Below are 13345 nucleotides of genomic sequence, written 5' to 3'. Positions count from 1 at the left end.
ACGTGACCACGTCGTCGGAGGGCCGGGACGCCTGGTGGCTTCCCGGCCCGCACGGTGCCATACGTCTCCGCCGGATCACCCCGGCCCGCCTCGCCCCGCACCTCGACGCACTCATCCGGCTCGCGCACGCCACCTTCACTCCCCGCCCCTGGCACGCGGCCCCGGCCGACATCGCCAGCCTGATCAACCGCCTCACCATTGATGCCCACCAGCCCGGATTCCGTCTGCTCCTGGCCGACGACGCTGCAGGCCACCTAGTCGGCTTCGCCTACGGGCGCCCCGCCTGCCATCTCGCCGCCCTGGCTGACCAGCCACCCGTGAGCAGGCTCCCTTTCGAACTGCGCGAACTCGCTGTCACGCCCAGCGCCTGCGGCCACGGCGTCGGAGCCGCACTCCACGACGCCCTCCTCGCCGCTGCACCGCCCGGGCCCCGCTGGCTGCTCACCCACCCTCACGCCGCACCCGCCCTCGCTCTCTACCGGGCACGCGGCTGGCGCACAGTCAAACTTCTGCGCTTGCCAGATAGTCGAACCCGGATTCTCATGCACCGCCCCTGGTAGAGGGATCAGACCCGGAAGACTCCTGCCCGCCGCTGAGGTCAGACCTCGCGGTAACGCTCCCACGCTGAACTCGACAGAGAAGTTCTATACGTGCTGATCGAGCTGGCGATGTCAGGTATGCCGCTGCGTCGCCGCAGCCGGAGCGGGCCGCACGCGAGGCGTTCGGCTCACTGAGGTTCCGCACTGCGGCGCGGAACCTCACAGACCGAGGGCTGGCGTGGCTCAGGTCACATGGAAGCTTCGGAACTCCATCCCCTGTGGCTCCGACTCCTGAATCGGTGCGGCTCGGACCGAGTGGCGGCCGTACGACGCGACCGGGAGACCTTGTGATCGATGAGTCCCGTCAGCCTGCCGGCGCGGGTGCGGTGCTGAGGAAACTGGTGCCGCCGCCCGCCCTGTGTGGCTTCCTCCTGCTGCTGGCGCTGATGTTCGCGGTGTCGTATGGCGTCGGCGCCGCCTATGGACCGGTCGCGCCCGGCATGCACGGCACCCGCACCGGTTCCGGCGGTGGAGGCACCGTGCCGCACGGCGACAGTGGTGGCATGGGCGGCATGAGCGGGATGCACGGATGACGACCCCGGAGACGGCGGCCGCCCTGACGACCACGGACCTGATCGTCGGCGGCATGACCTGCGCGGCCTGCGTACGGCGGGTGGAGAAGCGGCTCGCGAAGCTGGACGGCGTGAGTGCGACGGTCAACCTGGCCACCGGGCGGGCCCGGGTGAACCATCCGCCGGGCGTCACGCCGGCCGAGCTCGTCGCGGTAGTCGAGCGAGCCGGGTACACGGCCGACCTGCCCGCTCCGCCCAGGCTCCAACCCGAATCCCAGCCCGAAAGCCCGGGGCACACAGCCGCGTTCGAGGGCCGGGACCGGCTGGTCGTCACCGCGCTGCTCTCGCTGCCCGTACTCGTGCTGTCGATGGTGCCCGCCTGGCAGTTCCGTAACTGGCAGTGGCTGTGTTTCGTACTGGCCGCGCCGGTCGCGGTGTGGGGTGCGTGGCCGTTCCACGTGCGGGCGGTGCGAGGACTGCGGCATGCGGCGGCGACCATGGACACGCTGGTGTCGCTGGGCGTGGCGGCGTCGTTCTGCTGGTCTGCCTACGCGCTCTTCCTCGGTGGCGCGGGCGATCCCGGCATGCGGATGTCCTTCAGCCTGCTGCCGTCCGCCGAGGCTGGCTACGGCAGCGCGCACATCTATCTGGAAGCCGTCGTCGCCGTACCGCTGTTCGTGCTGACCGGGAGGTTCCTGGAAGCGCGAGCCCGGCACGGCACCGGGCAGGCGCTGCGGTCGCTCGCCGAGCTGGGAGCGAAGAACGTCGCCGTGCGGGAAGGTGGGCGCGAACGACGCATTCCCATAGGGGAGTTGCTGGTGGGGCAGACCTTCGTCGTCCGGCCGGGAGAGCGGGTGGCCACCGACGGCGAGGTCGTGGAAGGCAGTTCCGCGGTGGATGTTTCGCTGGTCACGGGCGAGAGCGAACCGGTCGAGGTCCAGCCCGGCTCGGCGGTCGTCGGCGGTGCCGTCAATGCGGGCGGGCTGCTGCTGGTGCGTGCCACGGCAGTCGGTGCCGACACCCAGCTGGCACGGATCACCCAGCTGGTGACCGAGGCGCAGGCGGGCAAGGCGCGCGCCCAGCGTCTGGCTGACGCGGTGGCGGGGGTGTTCGTGCCGGTGGCGCTGTCGATCGCCGTCACGGTGCTCGGCTTCTGGCTCGGTGCGGGAGCCGATCCGCAGGCGGCCGTCACCGCGTGCGTGGCGGTCCTGGTCGTCGCCTGCCCCTGCGCGCTGGGGCTCGCCACTCCCACGGCGCTGATGGTCGCCACCGGCCGCGGCGCCCAGCTCGGTGTGCTGGTCAGTGGTCCGCAGGCGTTGGAGGCCCTGCGGCACATCGACACCGTCGTCCTGGACAAGACCGGCACGCTCACCACGGGGCACATGAGTGTCACGCGGGTCACGGAGGTGCCGGGCGGGATCGGCAAGGAGGCGGTCGTGCGTCTCGCGGGTGCCGTCGAGCAGGGCTCCGAGCATCCGTTGGGCCGGGCGATCGTCGCGTACTGCGGACGGCCGCTGCCCGAGGTGGCCGACTTCCGGGCACTGCCCGGGCTGGGGGTGCGCGGCCGGGTCGAGGGCCGACTGGTGGAAGTCCGCTCGCCCGACAGTCAGCTACCTGAGCCGCTGGCCCGTGCGCTGGGCGCGTGCGAGACGGCCCGGCGCACACCGGTCCTGGTGCTGGTGGACGGCCGGTCCGAGGCGCTGATCGCGGTCGGGGATCTCGTACGACCGGGCAGTTACCGCGCGGTGGACCGGCTTCGGCGCCTGGGCGTGCGGCCGGTACTGGCTACCGGCGACCGCGAGCACACCGCCCGCGCCGTCGCCGCAGAGCTGGGCATCGATGACGTACGCGCGCGGTGTACCCCCGAGGACAAGGCCGATCTCGTACGGGAGCTGAGGGCACAGGGCTGCCGGGTCGCGGTGATCGGCGACGGCGTGAACGACGCCGCCGCGCTGGCCGGTGCCGATCTCGGGATCGCCATGGGCAGCGGCACGGACGTGGCCATCGGAGCCGCCGACGTGACCCTCGTGCGTGGGGACATTGAGGCCGTCGCGGACGCGGTCCGCCTCGCCCGCCGGACCCTCGGCACGATCCGGACCAACCTCCTGTGGGCGTTCGGCTACAACGCCGTCACCGTGCCGCTCGCCGCCGTGGGCCTGCTCAACCCCATGCTCGCGGCCGCCGCGATGTCGGCCAGCTCCCTGCTGGTCGTAGGCAACAGCCTGCGGCTGCGCACCTGGCAACCGAGCCGACCGAGGCGGACGGGTGGTGCGCGGTGACCGAACTCGCGGTGTGGCGGCCATCCCGGAGCCGGCTCACCGAGGCGTTCCTCGCCGCGCTAGCCCCCGTGGCGGCGGGCATGCTCGCACTCGGCGCTCTCGCCGCCTGGACCGCCTCCGGGGCGGCGGGCAGCCCTGCGCGCATCGAGGTCACGTCCGGGCGGGTGTTCCTCCCGTACGGGGGCAGCGAGGAATCAGCCGCCTTCTTCCGGATCTCCAACTCGGGTGGCGCAGAGGACGAATTGACGGGTGTGACCTCGACCGCCGTGGACCGGGCGATGCTCGGCAGCAACACGACGACACCCGGCAACGCCGGGTACATGCGCCCCGTGGACTCCGCCACCATTCCGGCGGGTGGCACGCTGGCGATGTCACCGCGGGGCCTGGACGTGATGGTGACGGTGCGTGGGAAGTGGCGCGCGGGGGACCTCGTCCCGTTCGTGCTGCACTTCCGGCACAGCGGGCGGATCAAGACCCTGGCGGTGGTGGTACGCCCCGGCACGGGCTGAGACCGCAAGCGGTGGAGACTTCGCGCATTCCTCTCTTCGCCGGGAATCGCCGGGAACTCATCGCCCTGCCCGTCCGACTCCTCTCGCAGAACGGACAGGAGGTGGGATGGACGGGCTGGATGTGCGGATGCGCCAGGTCGCTTGCCGGCACGGTCGCGTAGAGGCCGTGTGCGAGGTCGATCTCGACATCGAGGCGGGCGAGCGGGTGGCGCTGACCGGCACCAACGGGTCGGGCAAGACCACGCTGCTACGTGCCGTGCTGGGCCTGCACCGCCAGGCCGACGGGGAGATCCTGGTCGGCGGCCGGGGCACCGGCAGCGCGGCTGAGTGGGCGTGGCGGCGCCGGGCGTGCGCCTGGATCCCGCAGAAGCCCGCAGTCGGCAGATTCCCGCTGCTGGGCCGCGAGTTGCTGGCGAGCAGTGGGGCAGCGGCCGAAGCGGTGCAGGCGGCGGAGAAGCTGGGTGTCGGGTCGCTGACCGGCCGGCCGCTGCACACGCTGTCGGGCGGCCAGCTGCAGCGCATGTATCTGGCCCGCGCGGTCGGCTGTGTCGCGGCCGGAGCGGGGGTGCTGCTGGCCGACGAGCCCACCGCCGCGCTCGACTTCGCCGGGCAGGAGGAGGCGGCCGACGTCCTGCTGTCGCTGCCGGTGACCGTCGTGGTCGTCACGCACGACCGGGCGCTGGCCGACCGCTGCGACCGAGTGCTGGAGATGGCCGCCGGCCGGCTCAGGGAGGTCCGGTGAACAACCTTGCCGCCGCCGACCTCGGAACGCTCCTGCAGCTCATACCCGTCCAACGGGCCGGAGCCGCCCTGCTCTTGGCGGCCGTCGGCCTTCCGGTGATCGGTGTCGTGATCGTCGGGCTCGACATCATGCCGGTCCGGTTCGCGATGATGCACGTCGCGCTCCTGGGTATCGCACTCGGACTGCTGACCGGGCTCGCCCCCATGCTGTGCGCGCTTCTCGCCTGCGCCCTCGCAGGTGCCGGTGTCGCGCCGCTCGCCCGCACCCCGGACGGCCTGTCGGGCGCGATGGGCCTGCTGATGAGCCTGGCGATCGCCGCCGCGCTGCTGGTCCTGGCCCTGTCCGGCGTCAACGCGCAAGGTGCGTTCGCGCTGCTGTGGGGCTCGATCCTGTCGGTGGGCACGCCCGACCTGTGGCTGTTGGGCGTGCTCGCTGTCGTCGTACCCGGCCTGTTCTGGTGGCGCCGGCGCGAGCTCGCGCTCCTCCTCTACGACCGTGAACTCGCCCTCTCCTCCGGGGTGCGCGTCGACCGGCTCACCCTCCTGCTGCTCGTGCTCGTCGCGGTGTCCGTCGCCGGGGCGATCAAGCTGACCGGCGCGCTGCTCGTTGACGCGCTGACCCTCCTGCCCGCGCTCGCCGCCCGGCGGCTGGGCAGCTCCCTGAAGTCCATTACGGCCTGGGCGGTCGGCATCGGCGTCGCGGTGAACCTCACAGGGTTCCTCGTCGCGCTGAAGCTCGACTGGCCGCCCGGGCCCGTGCTCGTCCTGACGGCCGGGGTCCTGGTCCTGGCCGTGCACCTCATCCCCGAACGGAGAATCCGCTCATGGCGCGCACCCGCGTCCGCACCGTCCGTGTCCCTTCCCTCCTCGCACTGAGCCTGACCACCGGGCTGGCGCTGACCGCCACCGCATGCGGCTCCGACAAGGCCGACAGCGGCGACAAGAGTGCGAACAAGAACGGCGGTGGCCCTGTCGTCATGGCCACCACCACCTGGGAGGGCGCCCTCGCCAAGGCCGCCGGCGCCAAGGACGTGAAGGTCATCGTCCCCTCGTCGGTGCAGCACGCCCCGGACTACGACCCCAAGCCGTCCGACCTCGCGGCGGTCGCGGGGGCCGACTTCGTGCTGTACGCGTCCTTCGAGCCGTACGCCAAGAAGATCAAGGACGCTGCCGGGTCGAGCGCGAAGATGGTCGAGACGAACCTCGACAACGACATCGCCACCACGAGTGCGGACGTTACGCGCCTGGGCAAGCTGTTCGGCACCCAGGATGCCGCCGCGAAGTGGAACACCTCCTTCAAGAGCGAATACAGCACGCTGCAGAAGGAGCTGAAAGCCGCCTGGCCTGGCGGCAAGGCGCCGGCCGTCGTCGCGCAGGTCTTCTCCACCTGGTCGGCGAAGATGGCGGGCGCGGACCTGCGCGGAACCTATGGTCCGCAGGCCGTGACCGCCAAGCAACTGGCCGAGCTGGAGACGAAGAAGCCCGCGTTCGTCCTCGACAACATCCACATGACGACGGGCAAGGTGCTGCCGGACTCCGGCGCGCGGCAGGTGGAGATCGTCAACTACCCGGGCAAGGACCTGGATCTGCTGGCGGTCTACAAGAACGCCGCGGAGACGATCAAGAAGGCGATGACCTCTTCCTGACCTGGGGTGCGTCGTGAGTGCGAGGCCGCCCGGAGGCTCCGGGCGGCCCGCTCTCGTGTGGGTCAGACGGCCTGCGCGACGGACCACGGCGCCTGCGCCGAACACCGCTCACGCAAGAGCGCCCGATCCGGCTTGCCCGCCGGGGTGAGCGGCAACTCCGATACCAGCAGGAGACGTTCGGGGTGCTTGCGCCGCTCCAGGCCGCGCGCGTCCAGGTGCGCGCACAGCTCCTCCAACGTGGGCGCCGCCTCGCCCCGCGGCACGACGCAGGCGGCCAGCCGCTCGCCCATCAGTGGATCGGGCACGCCGACGCACACCACGTCCCGTACGAGCGGATGTGCCGTCAGCTCGATCTCTACCTCGGCCGGGCTGATGTTGGCCCCGCCCCGGATGACGATGTCCTTCAGCCGCCCGACGATCCGCAGGTTCCCGTCGTCGTCGATGAGGCCGAGGTCGCCGGTGCGCACCCAGCCGTCGGCGGTGCGGTAGCGGGCGTCGAGGTCGGGGGCGGCGACGTAGCACAGGGGGGTCATCGGGCCGCGGGCGACGATCTCACCGACACTGCCGCGCGGCGCCTCCCGGAGTTCACTCGTGCCGGGGACGGCGATGCGTATGTCGGCGACGAGCGGGTCCGGGTGGCCGGCGAGGATGCCCGGCCGTTCGCCGCGCAGGGGAGGGTCGGACAGTCCGGTGTGGCAGTTGACGCCGTCGGCCGAGCCGTAGAGGTTCACGACCGGGCAGCCGAAGCCGCGCCGGGCCTCCTCGGCCGTGGCCTCGTCGAGCGGCGATCCGCCGACGATGACGGCCGTGGGCGGAGGGACCGCCGGATGGTGTCCTTCCGCGATCCGGTCCAGCATCATCCGGATCATGGTCGGTACGCCCAGGACGTGGGTGGGCTCGTGCGCGGCGAGCGCATCCAGCGCGGCCTTGGGCGTGAAGTGGTCCAGCAGGACGAGCGTTCCGCCGTGCCGGGCGAGCGTGACGGCGGTGCCGCTGCTACCGAAGGCGGAGGCCAGCGGGACGAGGAAGAGGCAGCGCGGCGGCCGACTGTCCGGCATGAGCGCGGCGAGGAAGTTGCCGCGGCCGCCGGCCAGCGCGTTGTGCGAGTACGCCACCATCTTCGGCTCGGCCTCGGACCCGGACGAGACCAGGATGCGGGTGGCGGAGTCGGGATCGGGGCGGGCCGGCTTGAAGGACGTGGGGTCGGTGCGCAGCAGCGCGGAGAACGCGAGCGTCCCCTCCGGGGCTCCGGGCCCGGCGGCGATCACCGTGCGTAGGGCGGGGAGTTCACCGGCGAGCGTGAGCAGATCGGCGGCGTGGTGGTTTCCGCGGTGCTCGGTGGCGGCGATCACGGCGACCGCCTCCGCCCGGCGCAGCAGGGAGGCTGCCTCGTTAGTGCCGCGGCCGACGGGGAAGGGCAGCGCGATGGCACCCAGCGCGGCCAGCGCCAGGTCGGCGATGACGGCGCCCCGGGCATTGGGCAGTTGTATGCCCACCACGTCACCGGCGCGTATGCCGAGCCCGGACAGACCGGCCGCCAGACATCGCGCTTTGCGGTCCAGGGCCGTGTAGCAGAGCTTTCCCTTGGCGTCGATGACCGCGGTGCGGTGCAGGTCGGCGACCTGGTGGGCGCGGTAGAGGCTGTAGAGGTCCAGGTCCGGGCAGGTGCCGTCGACTGCCCAGGTGCGGCGCAGCTCGGCGGGCAGCAGGTCGTGCAGGTCCACGGTCATGCGAAGCTCCAGGGGTCGGGAACGGCGGGGGCGCCGTACGCGTCGCGGTTGATCGGGCCGCAGGAGAGCAGGTCGGCGAGGTCGGCGATGACCGGGACAGCGGCCAGGCCGCGTTCGCGCAGCCGCTCCAGCGCCTGGTCTGTGGACAGCTCTCCGACGTCGTACGGGGCCGCGGACACATCGGCCAGGGCAATCCAGCCGTCGGCGGTGTGCAGCGGGCGGCGGAACCCCGCCGGCCTGCGCGGGTCGAGTCCCTGCGCGGCCCGGGCCCGATGGGGTGCGGTGAGCACGTCGGCGGCGCCGAGCAGCGACGAGTCGACGCGTATCCCGCGTCCGGTGCGCTCCCGCAGCAGCAGCCCCGCCAGGATCGCCTCGGCGCCGAGCAGGCCGCCGAGCACGTCGAGCAGCGTCATCAGGGACGGGGCGGCCGGCTCGTCGGCGGGCCGCACCGCCTCGCCGACACCGGTGCGGGCCTGCACCATGAAGTCGGTGCCCATGGGGGCCTCGGGCAGCCGGTCCGCCCAGCCGCTGGTGTAGGCGTAGACGAGCGCCGGGTTGGCGAGGGCCAGGTGCTCGTGGTCGAGGCCGAGCTGGGCGGCCTTGCCAGGTGCCCAGTTGTGCAGGAAGACATCCGCGTCGGCGGCCATCTCGCGCAGCCGCTCCCGGTCGGCCGCGGACTTGATGTCCACTTCGACGGCCTTCTTGCCCCGGTTCAACGCCAGCCAGCGCGCCGAGACGCCGGAGCAGGCGGGCGGCATCCCGCGCAACGGGTCGCCGCCCGGCGGCTCGATCCGGATCACCTCCGCGCCCAGCAGGCCGAGGAGGTGGGCGGCGAGCGGGGCCTGGATCCGCCGCCCGGCTTCCAGGACGGTGAATCCGGTGAGGGGCAGGTCATCGGTGGGTCTGCCGGGGGTGTACGCCGCCTCGGCGTGCGGGGTCAGCTGCCAGGGTGCCGCACGGTCGTACTCGGCCGCACGCTCGGCGAGAGACCGCAACGGGCACACGTCGGCGCCGGACACCTCGGCGGCGTACCGGATCCGCTCCCAGGAGCTTGCCCGGGCCGCCTCGTGCAACGTCTGCGGGAAGGGCGCGCAGGCCGTGGCATACCGGAACTGGAAGGGCCGCCACCCCCGGCGTATCGATTCTTCCGGGGTGTCCAGGGTGCGCCAGAACGACGCCCACACCCCCGGATCCAGCGTCTCCAGCTCGAAGACGATCCCGTCGGCCGACGTGAACGGCGGCCCGCCCGCAGCGAGTTCGACCGCCTCGCCCTCCTCGGCCCCGGCGGCGGCCAGGTACTGGGAGACCACGAGCAGCCCGGCCCGTTCGGCGCTGACCTCGACCTGTGTGACGTTCCCGCCGCGCGCCCGCGCCAGCAGACCGGCCAGCAGGCCCTGCACGGCCAGCACGCCGGTGGCCGTGGCGGCGTAGTCGACGGCGAGACCGCGCGGGGCGCCGTCACGGCGGCCGTGTACGGCCATGATGCCGGTCGCCGCCTGGACAGTGGCCTCGTCGGTCGCGGTCCCTCCCCACGTGCTGCGGGCGGTGACACCACCGATGCCGCCTCCGGTGACGGTGAGCCGGCCGCCGCAGCCGCCGTCGGTCTCGGCGCCCAGCAGCCGCAGGTGCTCCGCGATGAGACCGTCCGCCGGGCCCGGCGGACCGTCGCCCCGCAGGCGGAGACCGTCGAGTGGTCCGGCCGTCCGCGCGACGGCCGGTATGGCTGGAGTTGCCATGCCTCTCCTTTCCTGACGCGCGGGAACCCGGGGACGGTCGCCCCCGACCTGTTCCACGGAAGAGGGAGTCGGACGGCCGGCGGCCGGGGTTCCCGCGGATCACGAGGAAAGTGACGGAGACCCGCATGGACGAGATCACCGGGACCCCCCACTGCCCGCCGGACACAACGGCGTTGAGGGATCGCGTCGCCGAGTTCGTACGCGGACGGGTGATGCCCTGCGAGCCCGTACTGGACGCTGGCGGTGCGCAGGCCGCCGCCGTGCTGCGCAGGCTCCAGCGCGAGGCGAAGACCGAAGGGCTGTGGGCGCTCCCGCTTCCCTCGGAACTGGGCGGCCAAGGGATGCCGCTGCGGTCGTACGCCCATGTGGCCGAGGCCGAGGGAGCCAGCGACCACGGCCCGGCCGCCCTTGGCTCGGCGCCCCTGCTCGACGTGTTGATGCTGTGGCGGCACGGCAGCCCGGCCGTCCGTGAACGGTACGCCGAGCGCCTGGTCGCCGGAGACATACGGGCCTGCTACGCCATGACCGAGCCCGAGACGCCAGGCACCGACCCCTTCCTCACCACCACCCGCGCCGTACCCGCTGACGGCGGAACCTGGCGGGTGAGCGGACGCAAATGGTTCACCAGCGGGGCGGCCGACGCCGACCTCGTCACGGTCCTCGCCCGCACGGACGGCACACCGCCGGACCGCGAGGGACTGTCACTGCTCCTGATACCGACGAAATCGCCGGGCTTCCGTGTGGTGCGTGAACTGCCGGTGCTCGGCGCGGGCGGGCAGTGGGAGATCGAGCTGGATGGGGTCGTGGTCAACGACGACCACCTGATCGGCGAGCGCGGCAAGGCACTGGACGTCGCGGCCGAACGGCTCCAACTCGGCCGCACACTGCGCTGCCTACGCTGGCTGGGGCAGGCCGGGCGGGCCTTCGACCTGATGCGCTCACGCGCTACGACCCGTAGCCGCTCCCGCGGCTCGCTCGCAGACCTTCAGCTCGTTCAGCGCTACGTCTTCGAGTCGCTGCTCGTGCTGCGCACGACCCGCCCGCTCGTGTACGAGGCCGTGGGCCGCCTGGACGCCGGACTCGACGCGCATGTGGAGGTGGGCCTGGCCAAGGTGGCCGCCGCCCGCACCCTCCAGCAGGTGGCCGACGCGGCGATCCAGGTACACGGCGCGGCGGGCCTCGGCCCGGACACCGCTTTGCCCGCGCTGTTCCGCACCGGCAGGGCGGCCCGGATCCTCGACGGTCCGGACGAACTGCACATCACCTCGGTCGCGCGCCGGGTGCTGCGTGCCCCTAGATTTCGTGGGGATCGATGAGGCCGGTGAGGGCGGCGAGCGCGTAGGCGAGGAAGTAGTCGCCCCAGATCAGCTCGTGCCGTGTCGCCGTTCCTGAGGTGAGGTCGTAGCAGCCGTCAAGGAGGCGGCCGTCGCCCGAGAGATGGGTGCGGACCAGTTCTTGCAGCACCTGGACGGCCCGTTCACGTCGGCCGAGCTTGAACAGGGCCACCGCGGATATGGCGGCGGCCGAGGTGTCGAGGGGGCCTCCCGGGCGGGTCTCGTCCGCGGGTGGGACGGCATGGGCGGCAATCAAGTGGCGTGCGACATCCGCCAGATCGTCGGCGCTGAGACGGTGCACGGCATCGGCCACGGCCAGCAGCAGCCAAGGCCGGCCCCGGCTCCAGCCCGGCGGCGGATCGTCGCACGGAACCCAACGCGCAGTGCGCTCGAACCGCCAGGACCAGCCCAAGAAACCGTTGTCGAGACAGAGTTCGAGATGGCGGCGCAGGTGAGCCTCGGCAGCCTGCTCGTCCACTGTGGCCAGGAGCGGGACCATGCCCGGTACGCCGTCCACGCGGGCCAGGAGGCGGGGGCCGCCGAACGCCGAGCCCCACGGGACGAGACCGAGTTCGGCGTCGTACGCATCCCGGCAGGCGCGGGCGGCCCGGTCCCGCAGCTCGGTGGCCTCGCGCGTGTCGGCGAGCGCGGTCCCGTACCAGAAGATCAATCCGCGGGCGGCCGTGTCGGCGTGCACCCAGTTCGCGAGCCGACCGGTGCACTTCGCCGCCGCCTCGTGAGCGCCGTCGTCCGCTGTGTACCGGGCGCGTAGCCACAGCAGCCCTGCCCAGAAGCCGCCCGTCCACGAGCCACGTCCGGTCGTCGTCCACTGGCCGGTGCAGGGGTCGGCGAACAGCGGGAAACGGTCACCGACTTCAGCCTGAGTCACGGCCACCCGCTCCAGGACGGAATCCAGCGCCGGAGCCACCCAGTCGGCGACGTCAGGGTGGGGCTGCGGAGCCATGCCCGCCGAGCCCTTCGCCGCACGCGCCGCGCTCATCGCCGTACGACCGAACGCCGCTCACGCACAGCCCAGGTCAGCGCCACCACACTCGCCCCCACGAACTCTCCCGCGACCAGCAGCCACCCGGTCCCGTACCGCCCTGCGCCCGCCAGCAGCCCGAACAGTGGCGGGCCGATCGCGAACCCGGCGAAGAATCCGGCCGAGACCAGCGCCGAGTCCTGTCCGGCCCGGCCGGGCGCCGCGCGCTGCATCACCAGCACCATCGAGACCGCGTTGGCGGCCACCGCGAAGACGCCGACGGCCACCGCAGCGGCCCAGGCCAGCGGGTGCGCGTACGCCGAGGCCGCCAGCAGCAGTGCGGCCCCCACTGCACCGGCGGCCAGTCCGCCCGGCAGCCACACGGCCCGGCCCGGCTGGCCCGCCACCTTAGACCAGCCCACCCGCCCGGCGATGCCCGCGATGCCCAGCACCGCCACCAGCGCACCGGCCGCTGTCGGCCCGAGCCCGAGCCGCCGCACGCCGTACAACGCCAGATACGTGTTCACCGACGCGATGCCGCAGCCCAATAGCAGAGAGAAGAGCGCCAGCCAGGCGATGGCGCCGCGCGGGATCCACGAGGCCGGCGCGGCCTTCGGTGGCGGGTCGGCGGGCAAGGCGCGAGCCGCCCAGACGGCGGCCAGCACGGCTGCGCCGGCCGCCGTCCACACCGCGCCCCGCCAGCCGGTGATCCCGGCCAGCGCGGCCAGCGGCAGTCCGGCGGCGAACGCGCCCAGCTGCACCCCGGACTGCTTCATCCCGGTCACCGAGCCACGCCGCTCCGCCGGTACGGCGGCCAGGATCGCCTTGTTCGTGGCGGGGTTCGCCAGCGCCTGCGGGAGCCCGCCCAGCGCGACCGCCGCCAGCAGGAACCCGGCGCCCGGCGCCGACCCGATCAGCGCCAGCGCCGCCGCCGACACCAGCAGCAGCGCGACCAGGCAGCGGCGCGGACCCAGCCGGTCCACCACACGCCCGCCCGCAGGGGAGAGCACAGCCGCGGCCCCGAAGCCCACAGTCGTCGTCAGCCCCAGCACGGTCGGTGACACCTTCAGGTCGTCCACGAGCCGTGGTCCGAGCGCGCCGAGCAGGAAGAGCTGCATCATCGAGAAGGCCATGGCGCACGTCAGCAGCGCCGTCATGGCACCTGTCGCCCGTGCCGGGCCCTCTTCGGTCGCCGTCCCGATCTGACTCTGAGTCTGGCTCTGGTCCGCCGCCACCGGCGTTCCTCCTCCCCGCCTGGGAAATCCCGGGCCTTCGAG

General features: G+C 72.8%; 12 protein-coding genes. 8 read left to right on the top strand and 4 right to left on the bottom strand.

Annotated features, from left to right (window positions below):
• Nucleotides 1-2 precede the first annotated feature (2 nt).
• The 7 genes from O1G22_RS08605 (at nucleotide 3) to O1G22_RS08575 (ending at nucleotide 6286) form a co-directional block, all read left to right on the top strand.
• Nucleotides 3-560 (top strand): GNAT family N-acetyltransferase, encoded by a 558-nt coding sequence (locus O1G22_RS08605; protein WP_270080778.1) that lies wholly within the window; start codon nucleotides 3-5, stop codon nucleotides 558-560.
• A gap of 329 nt (nucleotides 561-889) precedes the next feature.
• The gene (locus tag O1G22_RS08600; RefSeq protein WP_270086370.1) at nucleotides 890-1132 is read left to right on the top strand and encodes a hypothetical protein; all 243 of its coding nucleotides are present in this window, start codon (nucleotides 890-892) and stop codon (nucleotides 1130-1132) included.
• A complete protein-coding gene (locus O1G22_RS08595) occupies nucleotides 1129-3390 on the top strand; it encodes a heavy metal translocating P-type ATPase (protein WP_270080777.1) in 2262 nt (753 codons plus the stop codon). Before O1G22_RS08600 ends, O1G22_RS08595 begins: the two co-directional genes overlap by 4 nt.
• Nucleotides 3387-3899: a copper chaperone PCu(A)C gene (locus O1G22_RS08590; protein ID WP_270080776.1), complete on the top strand. Its 513-nt coding sequence runs from the start codon at nucleotides 3387-3389 to the stop codon at nucleotides 3897-3899. The genes O1G22_RS08595 and O1G22_RS08590 overlap by 4 nt, the downstream gene beginning before the upstream one ends.
• A gap of 106 nt (nucleotides 3900-4005) precedes the next feature.
• Nucleotides 4006-4641, top strand: coding sequence for an ABC transporter ATP-binding protein (locus O1G22_RS08585; protein ID WP_270080775.1), 636 nt, complete (start codon nucleotides 4006-4008; stop codon nucleotides 4639-4641).
• On the top strand, nucleotides 4638-5516 hold the full coding sequence (locus tag O1G22_RS08580) for a metal ABC transporter permease (RefSeq protein WP_270080774.1): 879 nt from the start codon (nucleotides 4638-4640) through the stop codon (nucleotides 5514-5516). Before O1G22_RS08585 ends, O1G22_RS08580 begins: the two co-directional genes overlap by 4 nt.
• A complete protein-coding gene (locus O1G22_RS08575) occupies nucleotides 5465-6286 on the top strand; it encodes a TroA family protein (protein WP_270080773.1) in 822 nt (273 codons plus the stop codon). The genes O1G22_RS08580 and O1G22_RS08575 overlap by 52 nt, the downstream gene beginning before the upstream one ends.
• Nucleotides 6287-6348: 62 nt before the next feature.
• Here O1G22_RS08575 and O1G22_RS08570 read toward each other — a convergent pair whose 3' ends face one another.
• Together O1G22_RS08570 and O1G22_RS08565 are read right to left on the bottom strand one after the other, a co-directional pair.
• Nucleotides 6349-8016 (bottom strand): class I adenylate-forming enzyme family protein, encoded by a 1668-nt coding sequence (locus tag O1G22_RS08570; protein ID WP_270080772.1) that lies wholly within the window; start codon nucleotides 8014-8016, stop codon nucleotides 6349-6351.
• Nucleotides 8013-9752, bottom strand: a complete 1740-nt coding sequence (locus O1G22_RS08565; protein WP_270080771.1) for a CoA transferase — start codon at nucleotides 9750-9752, stop codon at nucleotides 8013-8015. The genes O1G22_RS08570 and O1G22_RS08565 overlap by 4 nt, the downstream gene beginning before the upstream one ends.
• A gap of 125 nt (nucleotides 9753-9877) precedes the next feature.
• Between O1G22_RS08565 and O1G22_RS08560 the strand changes: the two genes are divergently transcribed.
• Nucleotides 9878-11068 (top strand): acyl-CoA dehydrogenase family protein, encoded by a 1191-nt coding sequence (locus O1G22_RS08560; RefSeq protein WP_270080770.1) that lies wholly within the window; start codon nucleotides 9878-9880, stop codon nucleotides 11066-11068.
• Here O1G22_RS08560 and O1G22_RS08555 read toward each other — a convergent pair.
• Complete coding sequence (locus tag O1G22_RS08555) at nucleotides 11046-12086, bottom strand: sugar ABC transporter permease (RefSeq protein ID WP_333492223.1); 1041 nt, start codon at nucleotides 12084-12086, stop codon at nucleotides 11046-11048. The two genes, O1G22_RS08560 and O1G22_RS08555, sit on opposite strands and share 23 nt — an antisense overlap.
• Nucleotides 12083-13225 carry an MFS transporter gene (locus O1G22_RS08550; protein ID WP_270080769.1) on the bottom strand — a complete coding sequence of 381 codons (1143 nt, stop codon included), beginning with the start codon at nucleotides 13223-13225 and terminating at the stop codon, nucleotides 12083-12085. Before O1G22_RS08550 ends, O1G22_RS08555 begins: the two co-directional genes overlap by 4 nt.
• Nucleotides 13226-13345: the final 120 nt, after the last annotated feature.

The sequence above is a fragment of the Streptomyces camelliae genome (genome assembly GCF_027625935.1).
GTDB lineage: Bacteria > Actinomycetota > Actinomycetes > Streptomycetales > Streptomycetaceae > Streptomyces > Streptomyces camelliae.
The sequence above is the reverse complement of the archived record's forward strand: the minus strand, read 5'-3'. Positions and strand labels throughout refer to the sequence as shown.